Annotated in this window: 17 protein-coding genes; 10 read left to right on the forward strand and 7 right to left on the reverse strand. The window is 62.7% G+C overall.

Translation table 11 applies throughout. The features are described 5' to 3' along the window. The first annotated feature begins 558 nt into the window (after window positions 1-558). Complete coding sequence (locus FLM52_00440) at window positions 559-1,245, forward strand: ATP-binding protein (GenBank protein ID NVN54290.1); 687 nt, start codon at window positions 559-561, stop codon at window positions 1,243-1,245. Here FLM52_00440 and FLM52_00445 read toward each other — a convergent pair. Continuing rightward, complete coding sequence (locus FLM52_00445) at window positions 1,226-1,981, reverse strand: hypothetical protein (protein NVN54291.1); 756 nt, start codon at window positions 1,979-1,981, stop codon at window positions 1,226-1,228. The genes FLM52_00440 and FLM52_00445 overlap by 20 nt on opposite strands. Window positions 1,982-3,348: 1,367 nt before the next feature. Between FLM52_00445 and FLM52_00450 the strand changes: the two genes are divergently transcribed. Next, window positions 3,349-3,915: a recombinase family protein gene (locus FLM52_00450; protein ID NVN54292.1), complete on the forward strand. Its 567-nt coding sequence runs from the start codon at window positions 3,349-3,351 to the stop codon at window positions 3,913-3,915. Window positions 3,916-4,142: 227 nt separating this feature from the next. Here the strand turns inward: FLM52_00450 and FLM52_00455 are convergent, their stop codons facing one another. Beyond that, window positions 4,143-5,753 carry a recombinase family protein gene (locus FLM52_00455; protein NVN54293.1) on the reverse strand — a complete coding sequence of 537 codons (1,611 nt, stop codon included), beginning with the start codon at window positions 5,751-5,753 and terminating at the stop codon, window positions 4,143-4,145. A 27-nt stretch (window positions 5,754-5,780) separates the two neighbouring features. Here FLM52_00455 and FLM52_00460 point away from each other — a divergent pair, with 27 nt between their 5' ends. Continuing rightward, window positions 5,781-6,725 (forward strand): YifB family Mg chelatase-like AAA ATPase, encoded by a 945-nt coding sequence (locus FLM52_00460; GenBank protein NVN54294.1) that lies wholly within the window; start codon window positions 5,781-5,783, stop codon window positions 6,723-6,725. Window positions 6,726-6,759: 34 nt separating this feature from the next. Here the strand turns inward: FLM52_00460 and FLM52_00465 are convergent, their stop codons facing one another. Beyond that, entirely contained in the window at window positions 6,760-7,818 is a 1,059-nt protein-coding gene (locus FLM52_00465) for a DUF4105 domain-containing protein (protein NVN54295.1), read from the reverse strand. 24 nt (window positions 7,819-7,842) lie between these two features. Continuing rightward, window positions 7,843-8,994: an aminotransferase class I/II-fold pyridoxal phosphate-dependent enzyme gene (locus tag FLM52_00470; protein ID NVN54296.1), complete on the reverse strand. Its 1,152-nt coding sequence runs from the start codon at window positions 8,992-8,994 to the stop codon at window positions 7,843-7,845. Between the two features lie 43 nt (window positions 8,995-9,037). Between FLM52_00470 and FLM52_00475 the strand changes: the two genes are divergently transcribed. Further along, a complete protein-coding gene (locus FLM52_00475) occupies window positions 9,038-9,229 on the forward strand; it encodes a hypothetical protein (GenBank protein NVN54297.1) in 192 nt (63 codons plus the stop codon). On the opposite strand, the gene FLM52_00480 is transcribed toward FLM52_00475, so the two are convergent. Both FLM52_00480 and FLM52_00485 read right to left on the reverse strand, forming a co-directional pair. Next, a complete protein-coding gene (locus tag FLM52_00480) occupies window positions 9,135-9,689 on the reverse strand; it encodes a hypothetical protein (GenBank protein ID NVN54298.1) in 555 nt (184 codons plus the stop codon). The genes FLM52_00475 and FLM52_00480 overlap by 95 nt on opposite strands. Beyond that, window positions 9,686-10,678: an alpha/beta hydrolase gene (locus tag FLM52_00485; GenBank protein ID NVN54299.1), complete on the reverse strand. Its 993-nt coding sequence runs from the start codon at window positions 10,676-10,678 to the stop codon at window positions 9,686-9,688. The genes FLM52_00480 and FLM52_00485 overlap by 4 nt, the downstream gene beginning before the upstream one ends. Window positions 10,679-11,063: 385 nt before the next feature. Between FLM52_00485 and FLM52_00490 the strand changes: the two genes are divergently transcribed. Together FLM52_00490 and FLM52_00495 are read left to right on the forward strand one after the other, a co-directional pair. After that, window positions 11,064-13,244: a malate synthase G gene (locus tag FLM52_00490; GenBank protein NVN54300.1), complete on the forward strand. Its 2,181-nt coding sequence runs from the start codon at window positions 11,064-11,066 to the stop codon at window positions 13,242-13,244. Between the two features lie 197 nt (window positions 13,245-13,441). Continuing rightward, window positions 13,442-13,858, forward strand: a complete 417-nt coding sequence (locus tag FLM52_00495; protein NVN54301.1) for a PaaI family thioesterase — start codon at window positions 13,442-13,444, stop codon at window positions 13,856-13,858. Window positions 13,859-13,884: 26 nt separating this feature from the next. Here FLM52_00495 and FLM52_00500 read toward each other — a convergent pair whose 3' ends face one another. Then, a complete protein-coding gene (locus FLM52_00500; GenBank protein ID NVN54302.1) occupies window positions 13,885-14,304 on the reverse strand; it encodes a DUF423 domain-containing protein in 420 nt (139 codons plus the stop codon). A 99-nt stretch (window positions 14,305-14,403) separates the two neighbouring features. Between FLM52_00500 and thiS the strand changes: the two genes are divergently transcribed. The 4 genes from thiS (at window position 14,404) to FLM52_00520 (ending at window position 17,454) form a co-directional block, all read left to right on the forward strand. Continuing rightward, window positions 14,404-14,604, forward strand: a complete 201-nt coding sequence (thiS, locus tag FLM52_00505) for a sulfur carrier protein ThiS (protein NVN54303.1) — start codon at window positions 14,404-14,406, stop codon at window positions 14,602-14,604. Window positions 14,605-14,683: 79 nt separating this feature from the next. Next, window positions 14,684-15,517: a thiazole synthase gene (locus FLM52_00510; GenBank protein ID NVN54304.1), complete on the forward strand. Its 834-nt coding sequence runs from the start codon at window positions 14,684-14,686 to the stop codon at window positions 15,515-15,517. Between the two features lie 93 nt (window positions 15,518-15,610). After that, on the forward strand, window positions 15,611-16,417 hold the full coding sequence (gene trmB, locus FLM52_00515) for a tRNA (guanosine(46)-N7)-methyltransferase TrmB (protein ID NVN54305.1): 807 nt from the start codon (window positions 15,611-15,613) through the stop codon (window positions 16,415-16,417). Between the two features lie 167 nt (window positions 16,418-16,584). After that, window positions 16,585-17,454, forward strand: coding sequence for a methyltransferase domain-containing protein (locus FLM52_00520; protein ID NVN54306.1), 870 nt, complete (start codon window positions 16,585-16,587; stop codon window positions 17,452-17,454). Window positions 17,455-17,683 lie beyond the last annotated feature (229 nt).

The following is a 17,683-nucleotide window of genomic DNA, read 5'->3' on the forward strand; positions in this document are numbered from 1 at the left end:
CATGAGCTCCTCTGGCTCAATCTGATCTCTGACATGGCTTTCATCGCTCGACTGAGTCGAGTGTCCAAGCACCCTGCCTGCGCTTATAAAGTTTAATTTCTGTTGGTTGGTGCTCGTGAGTTGAGAGCGGGCTGCGGGTGTTCTGGCCTGACGTTGGCTGCTTGATCATCGATGGTGTCGGGTGCCTTGAATGCTGAAGTTTTGAGCGCTCAAAAAATGTCCACATTCGATGATTATGTAATGTTATCCACATCCTGTTTTCGTGTTACGTATCCAGTAATTGCTTGAGGATGGGGCGTAATGAAAGTTACGAAATGGCGGCGAATATTATCGCCTGAATACGTACTTCCAGGCGGCGCATGACCATGTCGTGGTGGTATGCGAAGCATTGCGGCAATCGTCGAGTGACCAAGCGTTGAGGCGCTCGCCTTCTGGAAAGTATGAGGTTTGCCATGCTGGGAGGGTTGGCAGCGGTGTATGCCTTCGTGCTCATGGCAGGCCAGGGCCTGCTCCGATTGCGCCGTGCAACTGAGAGGCGGCATCACGCAGGGAAGACTCATGTCACTGGCAATGTTGCGCACGCGCGCGTCACTTGGTCTCGAAGCACCGGAAGTTCAGGTGGAGGTACACCTTTCCAACGGCTTGCCGGGGCTGTCCATCGTCGGCTTGCCGGAAGCGGCGGTGAAGGAGAGTCGTGAGCGGGTGCGCAGTGCGCTGCTCAATGCCGGCTTCGAGTTTCCGGCACGGCGCATCACCCTCAATCTGGCGCCAGCGGACCTCCCCAAGGAAGGCGGACGCTTCGATCTGCCCATCGCGCTGGGGATTCTGGTCGCCTCCGGGCAGATACCCGAAGAGGCCGTGGCAGCGATGGAGTGCCTCGGCGAGCTGGCGCTGGATGGCAGCATCCGTGCCGTCACTGGCGTGCTGCCAGCCGCACTCTGCTGTCGCAAGGCGGGGCGGACGCTGGTGGTGCCGCGCGGCAATGCCGATGAGGCGGCACTCGCCGAGGAGCTGGAGGTACTGGCGGTGGGGCATCTGCTGGAGTTGGTGGCTCACCTGCTGGGGCGCGAGCGCCTCACGCCGCATGTGTGTTCGATCATTACCCAGGCGCGCCTGCCGGAGCCTGACCTGAGCGAGGTGCGTGGCCAGCATCAGGCACGCAGGGCATTGGAGATCGCCGCGGCCGGCGGCCACAATCTGCTAGCGTTATGTTCTTGGAGACCTATTATCTTGGTTGAGCCTTAACCCTATAGATCCAGTCTTCATCTGTTATGGGCTTGCCCTCGAAAGGCCCGAAGGATTGAGCCATCCATGCCATTGCGGGGACGCAGTTACCGTTACTGTAGAGGGTTGAAGAGTCGTGGTTGTACATTGTTCCGGCAACTGAGTACCAAAGTGTGATCTCGCAATCGAGATTGCTACCCCAAGCTGCGGCGACGCTGAGGAAACCTAGATTGAACTCCTTGTCTTCGCCGGTACTCCGCCACTTGGAGCGGTTCGGCGTAAGAGAGTCATAATCGATTGCGATGGTCTCGCGGGTGGATCCGATTGGAAGAAAAACTGGTTCAGCCAACTCAAAGAAAGCATATGAGCTATGAGTGGTGTCGTTATCCTCGAGCGTTATTTTCAGATCAACCGCTGAGAGTGCAGTGGGTGCATTACCGTAGTTGTAGGTTGTGAAGTGGAACCCTTCCTTATCGTACCCACCTATATAAGCGCCTACCTTAGGAGCTGCTGGCGGCGGGTTGTTGGCCTTCCATGCAACCCAGAATGAGCCTGAAGATATGAGAATCGACATAGCTGAGACTGCCACGGATGGATGAGCCAAGAGCCAATGTCTCTTCCTCTGGGGCTGCTGGCAGCTTGCGCAGATCAAGGCTCTTGGCTGGATCTCTTCTTTGCACCACTTACACTCGCTGCGCTGGCTAGGCCGCTTCGGCTTGCTGTTGAACTCCTTCAGCCGCTTGAGCTTCTCTTCCATGAGCTTCTTCTTCCCTTGGCGATTCAATGAGCAGCCTTGTTGTCAGGCTGTCTGGTCTGCTGTCCGCTGAGAGCTTCTGTGCGCCTCTCTGAGCTTCACTATGCCATGGCTGGTGTGATTGGGCAGGTAAGGATGATCAGCTCTCACAGCTTCACATAGCGCCACACAGTGGCTGTCGATTCGTGCCCATTCATGGAGAAGAACGCTTTGCTTCTCCAACTGTGCCCCTCTGTGAGCCTCCCTGTGTGCCCCTCTGTGAGCTAGCTATGGACGATACCACCCCTATGCATATCCACTCCTGAGCCAACGCTGAGACCGCCTATGAGACCACCTCTGAGACGCCCGTGAGACGCCCGTGAGACGTGAGCTAGCGATTAGTGCCCATTCATGGGGGAAACAGAAAGCCCCCCTGTTTGCCTATCTATAGGAACAGCTATGAGTCCCTCTACTAGTCCCTCTGTTAGTTCACCTCTTAGCTGTCTCTTAGTGCCTCTGTGGGATGTATCACCCTCCATGTATATACCTCTCATGAGCCTCCCTCAGTGAGTCCAACAGTGAGCGCTTCGCTTGGCTGACACTCGGCCCAGAGAGAAAGGCTCCATCGAGGGAAGGTGGTATTGGATGATCCCACCACTCACCGGCAACGCACCGACAGCACAGCGACAGCCAACAGCCTCGGCTCAAGACGGCCTTGAAGGCTCACCACTCGCGCTCTCTCGCACAATCGGCAAGGCGAAGGCCCAGGATCTCTCATGGATTTCACACAGCGACGCCTCTCAGCCCCAGCTGGCGGGCATCTCAGCGCAGCAGCTCGGAGAAACTGATGGTCTTCCGCCCTTTTATCAGCGCAGCAGCACCAGCAGGACAACACATCGAACATCTCTAGGTCGGATGCTTACGGACTCACTCACCGTTGGCACCGGCCTATTTTTTTGGCGCACATCTCTGAGCCGATATCTATGGGGGTGAACGCACACAGCTACCCCGTTAGCCCCCTGTTCGTTCGTCGTTAGCCACCCACCCATGGCCTGACACTGTGCTTGTTCATCGCCAGCCTCGCTGCTCCTCTCACTGACAATCATGCAAATATGCACAATAGCCGCCAGCCAGCCTCGCTGCACCTCTCCTAAAAGAACAAAAGCCTTCGATAGTCACCAGCCAGCCAAGCCGAGAGCCTCGCTACTCCTCACCGTCTTCCCTCTGTCCGTCACGTCCGCCAGCCCTGCCGCCAGCTTAGATCACAAGGTACACCCTGAGAGCCACGCTAGGGAGTTACCATCATCATGGATCAATAGTGTTTGACATACCAATGAGCCACCCATAGTATTGAGCCATAGATTGTGATCCACCAAGGAAGGTAACCAACCATGGCAGCAACCATCGCCTACCTGCGCGTTAGCACTGACGACCAGACCACAGCCACACAGCGAGCCACCATCGAGGAGAAGCACAAGATCGATACGTGGTTCACCGATGAGGCAACCTCGGGAGCGATCAAGGCAGAGCAACGTGAAGGGCTGAGCAAGCTCCTCCAGTACGTGCGCAAGGGTGACACCGTCGTGGTCTATGCGATTGATCGCCTTGGCCGTAACACCATCGACGTGCTGGAGACAGTCGAAGCGCTGGCCGCGAAGGAAGTCGCTGTGATCTCGATTCGTGAAGGCTTCGATCTCTCAACGCCCATGGGGAAGATGATGCTGACAATGCTCGCCGGTATGGCTGAGCTGGAGAGGAGCAACATCAAGGCGAGGCAGATGGCAGGGATCGAACGGGCGAAGGCAGAGGGCCGAGCGCTGGGCAGAGAGAAGACCATCGATGACGCTCAGGTGGCTCAGTGGCGTAGTGAGAACAGCGCAAGCATCAAGGCCACAGCAGAGCACTTCGACATCTCAACGGCATCAGTGAAGCGTGCCTGTAGGACAGCGAAGGGCTGAGCAGTAGGGCAGCTGTAGAACGGCAGTAGTAGGGCTATCCGCTTAACATCCTGGCCATCCTTGTGACGACTCGCAGGGATGGCTTTTTGCATCAGGGAACAGCAGTGGGTAGATGTATTTTTGTGATCCCCCACCTCAGAGACAGCGCCTATAGATATACATGCCCCTCAGTGGATCACACAGGCTTTGTGAGGGGCTGTACGTACGTCGATGAGTGTATGTTCGTCTTAGGCTAGGTGGCTCTCATGTGGCTCCTGTGAGGCTTCTCTAGGGTCTACCCATTCTTCTTCGAGGAAGGTGTAAGTGATCAGGGTTTCCTCACCGCCTTGCTGCCAGTGAAACTCCAGTAGCCCTGTAGTGAAGTCGACGACCACCTTGGAGAAGCACCCACGCATGAGCGTGTTGATCTGCTCCTTGTCCTCCCAGTTCTCCTGTACCGCTGCCACTAGCTTCTGTGCTCGTCTCTGAGCCACGTCATTGTTGAAGCTGATCCTTTGTTGACCCATCTGATCGATCTCTTCCTTGAGGGCTTCCTGTTGCTCCTGTAGGACAGTGAGTCGCTCACCGATGGCAGGGTGCTTGCTTGGATCAAGACCATTCTCGATAGAGGTTACGATGTTGTGAATCAGTCCCTCGACACCTTCGAGCTGCCCAATGAGGTCATCGAAGCGCTCATCGAAGTCGTCATCACCAACAGGGCACTGAGCAGCGATGTAGGAGATGTTTTCTTGGATGAATGGCTCGACCATGTCCACTCTCACAGCGTTGTAGACGCAGCCAGCTCCTTGCTTGGCTCGGTGGCAGACGAGGTAGACCCATCCCTTGGCCTTGTTCTTGGTGACCCTGATCATCCTGCTATCACACAGAGGGCAGACAGCTAGGCCACCAACGATGTTCTGTACTGGTGACGATGAATGTCGTCCTCTCCTCGGGGAAGCACTGGCCTTGAGAGCTTGGACAGCCTCGAAGGTCTCCCTGTCGATCACCGCTGGGTAGTAGCCCTCGATTGGCTCACAGGCCTCCCTGTGCTCCTTCCTGTCGGCACGGCTGGTGAAGGGAGTGAGTGTTCCGTAGGTGGCAGTGTTGGTGAGGATCTTGCTCACGTAGCTGGTGTGCCACAGCTTCCCTCTACCGAAGATCGGAGCGCCTTCCCTGTTGAGCCTCGCAGCGATGGACTGCTTGCCTGTGCCTTCCAGTGTCCACTTGAAGATGTTCCTGACCACCTCGCCACGCTCAGGGATGATGTCGAAGCCCACACCGTCATCTGATGGCTTGAGCCACTGAGGAGCGCGAGAGGTGAGGCGTACAGGCTTCCCCTCAGCGATCATCTTCCTCTTGCTCTCCCACACAGAGCGAAGCCGCTTGGCCTTGGTGGCTGACTCCTCGTTGGCTCTCTGGAAGGTGAGCACAGCCATCATGAAGGTCATTGGGTCTTGCTCTAGGGTCTCGGCGCTGTAGACCCTCCCATCGAACAAGGTCACGACGTTGATACCCATCTCGCAGATGCTGCTCAGGACGCTGGCGGCTCTGTGGGCTGACTGTCGGGAGATCCTGTCGAGTGACTCCACTAGCAGGTAGGAGCCTTCAGCGATGATCTCGTCCTCCACGGCACGGAGGAAGATCCCTAGTGCGCCTGTCTGTCTGTTCTTGCCTTGGTAAGCGGAGATACCTAGATCGTGGAAGCTGTGATCGTCCAGTGTGAGGCCGAGCTTCTGGGCGTAGTCCTTGGCTAGCTTGGTCTGTCTTCGGAAGCTGTCACCCTTCATCTGCTCTGGTGTGGAGAAGCGAAGGTAGCTGTAAGCCTTGATGGCTGGGGCTTTGGGCTGCTCGGTGGTCATGACTCAGCTCTGTTACTGCGTGTGTTGATGGCGGCAGCCTACATTGTAGGTCTTCACGGCCACAACCTGCTGTTCGCTGGTCCGCCGGGCACCGGCAAGACGATGCTGGCCAGTCGCCTGTCCGGCATCTTGCCGCCACTGGGCGAAGGTGAGGCGCTGGAAGTCGCGGCGGTGCGCTCGGTATGTGGTCTGCCGATCATGGAGCGCTGGGGGCAGCGGCCATTCCGCGCCCCGCACCACACGGCCAGTGGGGTCGCGCTGGTGGGCGGTGGCTCCAAGCCGCGCCCGGGCGAGGTGTCGCTGGCGCATCATGGCGTGCTGTTTCTGGATGAGCTGGCGGAGTTCGACCGTGGCGTGCTGGAAGTGATGCGCGAGCCGCTGGAGAGTGGCCGTATCCTGATCTCGCGCGCCAGCCATCAACGCCGTTTCCCGGCGCGCTTCCAGCTGGTCGCGGCGATGAATCCCTGCCCCTGCGGCTACCTCGGTGACAGTCGCCGCAATTGCAGCTGCACCCCGGCGCAGATCCAGCGCTATCAGGCGCGTCTGTCCGGCCCGTTGCTGGACCGCATCGACCTGCAGGTCGAGGTGCCGGGCCTGCCCGCCGAGGAGCTGACGTCCGCCACTCCCGGCGAGGCCTCGGCCGGCGTGCGCGAACGAGTGCTGGCCGCTCGCGCGCGCCAATTGGCACGCGGCGGCCTGAATGCCCATCTGGATTCCCACGCGCTGGAAACCGCCTGTCAGCTGGAAGACGGCGAGCGCCAGTGGCTGGCCGGCGTACTGTCACGCCTCAATCTCTCGGCGCGAGCCTATCACCGGGTGCTGCGTGTCGCACTGACACTGAGTGATCTGATCGACCAGGACGGTGTGCAGCGGCCGCAGCTGATGGAGGCCATCGGCTATCGCCAGCTGGACCGCATGATGGGCAGGGACCCGGCTCGCCCGGGCGCCGGTGCCCAGCAGCGCAGCGCTTGACGTTGGCGGGTCAGGACCTCAGCCCTGCGCGGGCTCAGTATGAGGGGCTGTCCGCGCCGGGAATGCCTGCACGAATCAGGCGTGAGAAGTCGCCGTCCGGATGCTCATCGGCGGCGATGGCGGCGGGATTGATCAGGCTGCTGGCCTTGAGTTTCGCGAAGGGCGCAGCGTCACTCAGGGCGCCTTGGTCTGCAACGTATTCCGGCAGATAGCCGGAGAGCAGCAAGCGGTAGTCCAGCGGCAGGCCGTCGGTCAGGCGAGTCATCATCGCGTAGACGAGGGTGGTGCAGTTGCTGGTGGCGGTGTTGTAGAAGCGTGGTTGAGTGCGCAATGTCTCGGCTTCGTCGACGTAGGCCAGCAATAGCTCGCGGATCATCTCGCGCGGCATCTGCACCCGATAGAGGTGTACCTGCTCGCCGCGCACATTGCTGCGCACGCGGATGATGTCGCGTTCGTCGGCGGCGATCACCGCCAGTTCGTACTGCTTGAACATGCCGCCGAGGGTCGAGAACTGCTCGGCACGTTCCTTGCGGATCTCCACCGAGAAGGCCAGATAGCGGCCATCGGCAAAGCCGAAGCTGACCAGCGTGTGGGCGATCTGCGGGCCCATCCAGTGACTGGTCAGCAGGTCCACCGAGGTCAGCTCCTCCAGCGGATAGTCGCGGCTTTCCCAGCGCGGCGTGTAATCCTCGGCACTGTGCCACACGAAGTTGCGTACCTGCTCGAGATGCAGCACTTCACCTTGGGTGGCAGCCTCGTCCCGTGCTGGCGTGACTACCTTCCCCTCGACCAGATGCGCCACCTCCGGCGCCCAGTCGCGGTCCGCTCGAGGCGTGATGCTGGCCCACCAGGCAAGGCTTGCGACCAGCAGCATCAGGTAGCTGCCCATCAGCCGCCAGCGAATTGCGCTGGCCTGTGGCCACCACAGGGCAATCACGCACACGAGGCCCAGCACCGCTGCGAGAGCAGCCACGGTGGTGCGCAGCCCTTCCGGCCCCGGCAGGCGGAACCACAGTGCGGGCACCAGCCAGAGGCTCGCACCCATCACGGCGAGGCTGCTCAAGGCGCGGGCCGCGAGGCTGACCAGCGTCATCGCGAAGCCCTCACGATAAATCGTTCATGAACGGCGCTCTTCGGCGATGGCCTGCTCGAGACGCGCCAGACGGCCCGGCACCAGACTGTCTTCGAGTGTCGAGATGCGCAGGATATGGCCAAGCGAAGGATGCGGGGAGCGAGTGATCAGCACGCCCTGAGCCATCAATTGCTGCTGCACCTGCGCTGCCAGTTCGGCGCTCTTGAGGCGCACGCAGAGGAAGTTGGTCGCGCTGGGCAGCACTTCCGCGCCCAGCGAGCGCAGATGCTCGGCGAGACGATCGCGACAGTCGATCACGCCGGCGACATGCGCTGCCGCCTCTTCAGGGTGCGCCAGCAGCAGCTCACCTGCGGCCATTGCCGGGGCGCTGACCGCGAAGTGAATTCGCACCTTGGTCAGCATGACGACATCGTCAGGCTCGGCGATCATGAAGCCGAGACGCAGGCCCGCCAGCCCATAGGCCTTGGAGAAGGTGCGCAGGCGGAAGGTGCGTGCCATGGGCGCATGGTCGGCGTGGGCGGCGTCCGGGCGGAAGTCGTGATAGGCCTCGTCCAGCAGCAGGCTGCAGCTCTCCGGCAGGGCGTCGCGCAGGGCGCGCACATCGGCGTCAGAATGCAGGTGGCCGCTGGGGTTATCGGGGTTGGCGAGATAGACGACGCGGGCATCATGCTGCCTTGCCGCGGCGAGCAGTGCCGCGAGGTCCGGTGCCAGTCGCGACGATGAGGCATCATCGGCCGTGGCGAAGCGCTCGCTGTAGGGCACCTCGATGACCTCGGCGCCTAGCCCGCGGGCGAAGTACGCCAGGGTCGGATAGGTGCCGGCGCTGGTGATCACGCGCTCGCCCGCACAGACGGTGGCGCGCATCACCAGTGCCAGCAGGCTGTCGGCACCGGCATCGACCAGCAGATTCTCGTACGCGACTCCCAGACGCTCAGCCAGTTGCTGGCGCAGTTGCCAGGCATCGGCGTCGGCATAGCTGCGGCTCAGGTCGGCCAGGGCAGTACCCAGCGCGCCGCCCAGCGTGTGGTGCGGCATGTCGAGGCCTTCGTTGGAGCCATATTGATACGGCAGCGCGTGTCCCAGTCTGCGTTCCAGCGCCTTGATGCCGGGGAACGGGTTATGCGGCCCATCCTGATAGAGGTGGGCAAGAAAGCGACGGGGACTGGCGGTGGTCATGTTGGCTCCGGAAAAGCAGAAAACGATAAAGGGTGTATCAGAGGTGGCGGGGACCTCGGCGCAGCCGGGCGCAAGACTCAGGGCTCAGGGCTCAGGGCTCAGGGCTCAGGGCTCAGGGCTCAGGGCTCAGGGCTCAGGGCTCAGGGCTCAGGGCTCAAGACCTGGAGATCAGGGCGCGGGGGATTGCGCGCCAGCGACTCGAGGGCCGCCTGGTCGAAGGCACCGCTCAGGGTGAAGGTACGCGTCTCATTGCGCTCGGCACTGGCGCTGCGGACCAGCGTCATCTGCAGCTGGTACGGCTGCAGCGTGCGGTCCGACAGGGTCAGTGCGACGCCACTAGCCTCGAGGGTGGTCTCGAGACGCCACTGACGGCTATCGACGGCGGGGCGGTCAGTGCTCCAGTTGAGCACCTGAGGCCCGTTCTTGAGCGCCAGCAGCGCGCGGGTCAGCGCCTCGTTCAGCGCGCCCGGGTTGGCCTGCAGCGTGGCATCCACCTCGGGCGGCGCGAGCAGCAATACCTGTTGCTCAAGCGGGGGTGTCCAGCGCTGCTCGGCGATCAGGCGCGCCGCGCTCTGGCCGAGACCATAGATGGGGTCACGTTCGGCACGCGGCACCTGGTCCAGGCTCATGCAGCCCGCCAGCGTGGAGAGTAGCAGGGTCGCGGCCAGCATGGGCAGGCGATGCAGGGCCCTCATGCCGTGCGCCCTTGCTGCGGCAGGTCTGACGGGCGCTGCGACAGGGCATCGAGAAAGGCGTCCAGCTCGGCAAACAGCTCCTGGCGAATCGGCTCGGCTTCATTGACCAGATGGTGCTGGGCCTCGGGATGGCGGTAGATGCGCGCATTGGGGAACTTGCTCGCCAGTACGCCGAGATTCCACTGCCAATCGACGGTGGTGTCCTGCTCGCCCTGCAGGATCAGGGTCGGCAGTGAGCAGGGAGGCAGGGCGCGCAGCCGGGGAATCCACTCCCGCATCGCCGTCACCCACTTCACCGCAAGGCGATCGGCCTGCAGCGGATCATTGGTGCTGAGAAACTCGTAGAAGGCCACATCATTGGTATTCGCGCGGTACTTGCGCGGAATGGAATCGATGAAGGGGCGCGCCATGCTGTGCAGCCAGCGTGACTGCGACCAGCCCCACGGCCGTACCAGCGGTGCGAGCAGGGCGATACCCTGCCAGCGCGATTCATCGCCACGCATCAGGGCGTCGGTGGCCAGCACCGAGCCGCCGGTGCTCTGGCCGATGCCGAACCACGGGTGCGGCGCCAGGCTGTGGTCTTCCAGGTAATCCTGGAAGGCCTGCAGGCAGCCGACATAGTCGCCGAAGTCATCGATGGAGGCGGGCTCGCCGGATGACAGGCCATGCCCTGGCAGGTCCCACAAGGCGACCTGCCAGCCGTTGCGCAGCAGGTGCGCCAGCAGATGGCGATAGAGGGCGAGGTGATCGAAGTAGCCGTGGACCACGAAGACGGTGCCGCGCGGCTTGCGCGGTGTCCATAGCTGGGCCCACAGGCGAAAGCCCCCGGCCTCCAGGTGGCCGGCATGCACGGCGATGTCCTCGCTGCGCAGCGCATCGAGACCATAATGGCCCAGGTAACGCTCCAATGGACTGGACGTCTGGCCCGGCAGCATGTCAGGCAGGCGGATAAAGGGGCCGTGGTCGAGCAGTTCACTGAAATCGGGCATGGTCATCTCCATAATGCTGCCATGCTAGCGGCTGGCGCGGCTGCGAGCTACACAAAGAACAGTGTTTCTTCACTGTTTTCCCCGCCTGTCGCCGAGCAACAACAGCGACGCGGAATCAACGCTGGGCGGGTAATCGGGCTCCATGAGCTTGTTCATTGGTCATAGCCATCCTTTCGCCGGCCTCGCCATCGGGTATGGTGATGGGATTCGTCCCCGTTCGGCAGGTGGCGCCTGCCTCCTGTCCGGCAGTCGATGGCGTCAATCCAAACGTCATCGGCCGCGCCAGCTCAGCAGCGCGCGACGAGAGTCTTCATCAACATGACTGCCTGCAGTCTTGTCAGCCGTTGAGGGTTTCCAGCGATTCGTTTTCAGGGAGAGCAGACGCATGACCGACCGTATTCAACTTCAACGCCTGGCCATCGATGCCAGCCTGCACCGCTTCATCGAGCAGGAAGCGCTGCCGGGCACAGGCATCGCGCCGGAGGCCTTCTGGGCCGGTGTCGATTCACTGCTGCATGAGCTTGCGCCGCGCAACCGCGAACTGCTGGCGACCCGCGAGCAGCTGCAGAGCGAGATCGACGTCTGGCACCGCGAGCATCCGGGCAAGGTAGACCTCGAGGCCTACAAGGCGTTTCTGCACAGGATCGGCTATCTGCTGCCGGAGCCGAACACGGTCGAAGCCAGCACTGCCTTCGTGGATAGCGAGATCTGCCAGCAGGCCGGCCCGCAGCTGGTGGTGCCGGTGATGAATGCCCGCTACGCCCTGAATGCCGCCAATGCGCGCTGGGGCTCCCTCTATGATGCGCTCTACGGCACCGACGCGATCAGCGAGGAAGATGGCGCCGAGCGTGGCAAGGACTACAACCCGGCGCGCGGGGCCAAGGTCGTCGCCTATGCGCGCCAGGTGCTGGATACCATCGCGCCGCTGGCCGGCGGCAGCCACCACGACAGCGAAGGCTACACGATTCGTGATGGTCATCTGCTGGTGCGTGCCGGAGGGCGTGACCTCAGCCTCAAGTCGCCGGAACGCTTCCTCGGCTATCGCGGCGACGAAAGCGCGCCGAGCGCGATCATCTTCGCCCACAACGGCCTGCACGCCGAGCTTGTGATCGATGCCGAGCACCCCATCGGCAAGACCGACCCCGCCAACGTCAGTGATCTGATCATGGAGGCTGCGCTCTCCACCATCATGGACTGCGAGGACTCGGTAGCCGCCGTCGATGCCGAAGACAAGGTGACGGTCTATCGCAACTGGCTGGGCCTGATGAAGGGCGACCTGACCGAGACCCTGGAGAAGAATGGTCGCAGCATGACGCGCAAGCTGAATGCGGACCGCGAATACACCGGTGCCGATGGCACCACGCGTGTGCTGCATGGTCGCTCGCTGATGCTGATACGCAACGTCGGTCATCTGATGACCAACCCGGCCATCCTGCTCGAGGACGGCAGCGAAGCGCCGGAAGGCATCATGGATGCCATCTTCACCAGCCTGATCGCGCTGCACGACCTCAAGGGCGACAAGCAGGCGCGTGGTGGCATCTGCAACACGCGTACCGGCTCCGTCTACATCGTCAAGCCCAAGATGCACGGCCCCGAGGAAGTCGCCTTCGCCGATGAGCTGTTCGCGCGGGTCGAGCAGCTGCTGGGGCTGCCGGACTCCACGCTCAAGATGGGCATCATGGATGAGGAGCGTCGCACCACCGTCAACCTCAAGGCCTGCATTGCCGCGGCCAGCTCCCGCGTGGCCTTCATCAACACCGGCTTCCTGGACCGCACCGGCGACGAGATGCATACCTCGATGGAAGCCGGCCCGATGCTGCGCAAGGGTGACATGAAGGGCGCCGCCTGGATTCAGGCCTATGAGAAATGGAACGTGGATATCGGTCTCGAGTGCGGCCTGCGCGGCCGTGCCCAGATCGGCAAGGGCATGTGGGCCATGCCCGACCTGATGGCCGCGATGCTCGAGCAGAAGATCGGCCATCCGCGTGCCGGCGCCAACACCGCCTGGGTACCGTCGCCGACCGCCGCCGTGCTGCATGCGCTGCACTATCACCAGGTCTCGGTGAAGGACGTGCAGCATGATCTGCTCAGCCGTCCGCGGGCCAGCCTCGATGATCTGCTGACCATCCCGCTGGCGCTCGATCCCCAGTGGAGTGCCGAGGAGATCCAGGCCGAGCTGGACAACAATGCCCAGGGGATTCTCGGCTATGTGGTGCGCTGGATCGATCACGGCACCGGCTGCTCCAAGGTGCCGGACATCCACGATGTCGGCCTGATGGAAGACCGCGCCACGCTGCGCATCTCCAGCCAGCACATCGCCAACTGGCTGCATCACGGCATCGTCGACAGTGCCCAGGTGCAGGACACGCTGGAGCGCATGGCCGGCGTGGTGGACCGTCAGAATGCCGCGGACCCCAGCTATCAGGCGATGACGGATGACCTCGAGGGCTCCATCGCCTTCCAGGCCGCCTGCGAGCTGGTCTTCCAGGGGCGCGTGCAGCCGAGTGGCTACACCGAGCCGGTCCTGCACCGCCGTCGTCTCGAGAAAAAGCAGCAGGCGCGCTGATCGCAGGGCGGCTGGCTTGAGGAAACACTGAACACGACAACGGCGACCCTGGGTCGCCGTTGTCGTCTGTCGCCGAGCAGGAGTTGCTCGGCGACTATTTTGCCAGGCGCATGTTTCCCGAGACCGCATTTGCCGCTAGCCTTGCCCCAGAAACCGCGTAACCGCGCGATCGGACCCAGTGTGTCGAGGAGAATGTCATGCCCGTGATGAGCGCCGCCGCCATCGAGGATTTCCTCGATGAAGTCTTCCCCCAGCGTCTGGGGACCATCGAGGCCGTCGGCGATCGCTGGGCGACCATGGGGTTGGCCATCGAGGACGAGCACCTGCGTCCCGGCAGCTGCGTGTCCGGGCCGACGATGATGGCGCTGGCGGATGTCTGCCTGTATGTCGCGATTCTCGGCGAGATCGGCCCGGAGCCGATGGCCGTCACCAGTGACCTCAGTATCCACTTCCTGCGCCGTGCGCGCGGCGACCGCGACCTGATGGCCACCGCGCGCATCCGCAAGCTGGGCCGGCGACTGGCTGTCGGCGAGATCGAGCTTTTCAGCCACGGTGACACCGACCCGGTCGCCATCGTGACCGCGACCTATACCTTGCCGGACAGCGATGACTGACCTCGGCAGCGTCACGGGGAAGCGCGCTACAGCTTGTTGATGTCCTTCTCCTCGCTGCCGCGCTGACGCCAGCCGGTGACGGCCAGGCTCAGCCAGCCGGCGATCAGCAGCAGGCCGCCGATGGGCGTGATGATGCCCAGCTGGGTGCGCGCCGTGGTCGCCAGGGCATACAGCGACCCCGAGAACATCAGGATGCCGGCGGCCCACAGCCCCAGCGTCAGCATCTGGCCGCGCAGCGGCTGCACCGAGCGCCAGGCGAGTACCCCGACCGCCGCCAGCACGTGCCACATCTGATAGCGGACGCCGGTCTCGAACACGCGCAGCATGTCCGCGCTCAGGGTGCCGCGCAGGCCATGGCTGGCGAAGGCACCCAGTGCGACGGTGGACATGCCGGCCAGTCCCATGGCCAGCCACCAGTGGCGGGAGTGGGAGTCGTTGTGACGCATAGACATTAATTCCTTGAGGGCAGATGGCGCGGCACGATGTGCCTACGCCTGTCCACGTAAAGCCGCTACAATAGCGGCCTCTTTTCGCGGGAGGACAGCATGCAGATACAGCTCAACGGTGAAGACCACGTGGTGGCGGACGACACGACGATTGCCGCCCTGGTCGAGAGTCTCGGTCTCCAGGGCCGCCGGCTGGCAGTGGAACGCAATGAAGACATCGTGCCACGTAGCGCGCACGCCGACACCCGTCTGCATGCCGGTGACCGCATCGAGATCGTCCATGCCATCGGTGGTGGCTGATCCGTCCTGTTTCCAGGATTGACACTTTTCACTACTCGCTCGCGCTCAGCGCGTTCACGTCCAGCTCGATGAGGTCATCATGACAGACAGTTCTGCCCCGACATTGAACACCCCCGTCACCCAGGTCGCCGGCGACAGCCCGTTGATCGTCGCCGGTCGCGAGTTCTCCTCGCGCCTGCTGGTCGGTACCGGCAAGTACAAGGACATGGACGAGACACGTTCCGCCATCGAGACCTCCGGCGCGGAAGTGGTCACCTTTGCGGTCCGCCGTACCAACCTGGGCCAGAACGCTGACGAGCCGAACCTGCTCGACGTGCTGTCACCGGATCGCTATACCTTCCTGCCCAACACCGCCGGCTGCTACAACGCGCGTGACGCGGTGCGTACCTGCAAGCTGGCCCGTGAACTGCTGGATGGCCACAACCTGGTCAAGCTGGAAGTGCTGGGCGATCAGGACACCCTGTATCCCAATATCGTCGAGACGCTCAAGGCCGCTGAAGCGCTGGTCGCCGATGGCTTCGACGTGATGGTGTATACCTCCGACGACCCCATCGTCGCGCGCCAGCTCGAGGAAATCGGCTGCTGCGCCATCATGCCGCTGGGCTCGCTGATCGGCTCCGGCCTCGGCATTCTCAACCCGCACACCCTATCGCTGATCATCGAGCGCGCCAATGTGCCGGTGCTGGTCGATGCCGGTCTGGGTACGGCGTCAGAAGCCGCCTTCGCCATGGAGCTGGGCTGTGATGGCGTGCTGATGAACAGCGCCATCGCCCACGCGCGCCAGCCGCTGTTGATGGCAGATGCCATGCGTCAGGCCGTGATTTCCGGCCGTGGTGCCTTCCTGGCCGGCCGCATGCCGACTCGCCTGACGGCACGTGCTTCTTCACCGGGCGCTGGCCTGATCACCGGCTGAGCCCTGAAACATTCGAATCCGATGCTCGCGCATCGTTCATGCAAAGACCAAGACGACCCCATGACTGACGAGACTTCCAAGCCGCAGGACGACATGTCCACTTCTGCTCCCGCTGACGATGCGCAGCAAGAGAGTGTGCAGAACGAGAGCGCGCAGCCCGAGGGCGTGCAGACCGAAAGCGCGCCAGCGTCCCCTTCCGTTGCCGATGAAGCCGTCGCCCGCAAGCGTGGCATCAAGAGCTACGTGATTCGTGGTGGCCGCATGACCCAGGCCCAGACCCGCGGGCTCGAAGAGGTCTTTCCGCGCCTTGGCCTGCGTCACGAGCAGGGCGAGCTGGATCTCGAAGCGCTGTTCGGGCGTCGGGCGCCGCTGGTGATCGAAGTCGGCTTCGGCATGGGCAAGTCACTGTGTGAACAGGCGCAGGCCAACCCTGACACCGACTTCATCGGCATCGAAGTGCACGCGCCGGGCGTCGGCAAGCTGCTGGATGATGTCGACAAGCTGGGCCTGACCAACCTGCGTGTCTATCGTCACGACGCGCTGGAAGTGCTGGCGGATTGCGTGCCGGCCGGTTGCGCCGACACCTTCCAGCTGTTCTTCCCGGACCCGTGGCCGAAGAAGAAGCATCACAAGCGTCGTATCGTTCAGCCGGCCTTCGTCGAGCTGGTGCGTCGTGTGCTCAAGCCGGGCGGCCACTTCCACATGGCCACCGACTGGGCCAACTACGCCGAAGCGATGGCGGAAGAGATGGCCGAAGCGCCGGGCTTTGCCAACACCGCTCCGGCGGAAACCGCACCCTATGTGCCGCGTCCGGACTTCCGTCCGCTGACCAAGTTCGAACAGCGCGGCGAGCGTCTCGGCCACGGCGTGTGGGACCTGATCTTCGTCAAGCAGGACTGATCAGCGCCTCGTGCGCAGTGGCGGCGTCATCCTGACGCTGCATCGCGGCCGCCTTCGGGTGGCCGCTTGCGTGTGAGGCCCACCGCTTTTTCCCTTCTCTTCCCACTTCGTCCCGAGAGTTGCTGACCATGACGACGCCTACCGCTGACTCGGCTGATCGCCCGACCATGACCCCGCTGACGGCCCTCACCTGTCCGCTGGATGCCCAGCCGCTGGTACGTGATGGCCAGAGCTGGTGCTGTGCCGACGGGCATCGCTTCGATATCGCACGCCAGGGGCATGTCAATCTGCTGCCGGTGCAGCGCAAACGCAGCCTGGACCCCGGCGACAGCAAGGCGATGGTCAGTGCCCGCCAGCGCCTGTTCGCCCTCGGCGGCTATCAGCCGCTGGCGGCGGCCCTGGCCCGTCGTGTGCTGGCATTGGCTGCGGCCCAGACGTCGCTGGCCGTGCTGGATGCCGGTTGCGGCGAAGGCTTCTATCTGCGTCAGCTGGCGTGCGCTGCCGGTGAGCGGGATTTCTCGCTGACGGCGGCGGGGGTGGATATCTCCAAACATGCGGTGCTGGCCGCGGCGAAGCAATCACGTGATGCCGCTTGGCTGGTGGGCACCAACGCCGCCCTGCCGCTGGAGGATGCCTGTGTGGATGTCGTCATCTGCGCCTTCGGCTTCCCTGTCTGGCAGGAATTCGCGCGTGTCCTCAAGCCCGGTGGCCACGTCGTGCTGCTGGAGGCGGGGGCCGAGCACCTGCTGGCGTTGCGCAGGATTCTCTACCGCGAGCTGAAGCCCGCGCGTGGCGAGGCCGGACTGAGCGCTGCCGAGTCCGCGGGCTTCGCCATCAGCGGCGAGGTCGAGCATCTGCATGCGGGGCTGTCATTGACCAGCAATGAGCAGATTCGGGACCTGCTGACCATGACCCCGCATCTGTATCGCGCCGAGCGTGATGGCCTGGCACGTGCGGAAGCCATGACGGCGTTGGAGGTCGAATTGCATGCGGAGCTGAGGGTGTTCTCGCTAGAGGATGTACAAGATAAAACTTAAATAGAAATTCTTCGCATTTGCCTTGCAAAAGCAAATGAGAATGATTATCTTGTATGTGCGGTGTCCGGGCAGACATCGCAGGGCGCAAGCCCAGCCGTAGCGGCGGAGTCAGGCCCCCGCTACGGTGTTTCTCCTCATCAAGCTAGTCACGGTCTTGGGCATCCTCATCTGGGGATGCCCTTTTTGTTGTGCGCTGCGCACACGGTGGGGACTCAAGGCGCTTTTCGAA

The sequence above is a fragment of the bacterium Scap17 genome, from assembly GCA_013376735.1.
Classification (GTDB): Bacteria; Pseudomonadota; Gammaproteobacteria; order Pseudomonadales; family Halomonadaceae; genus Cobetia.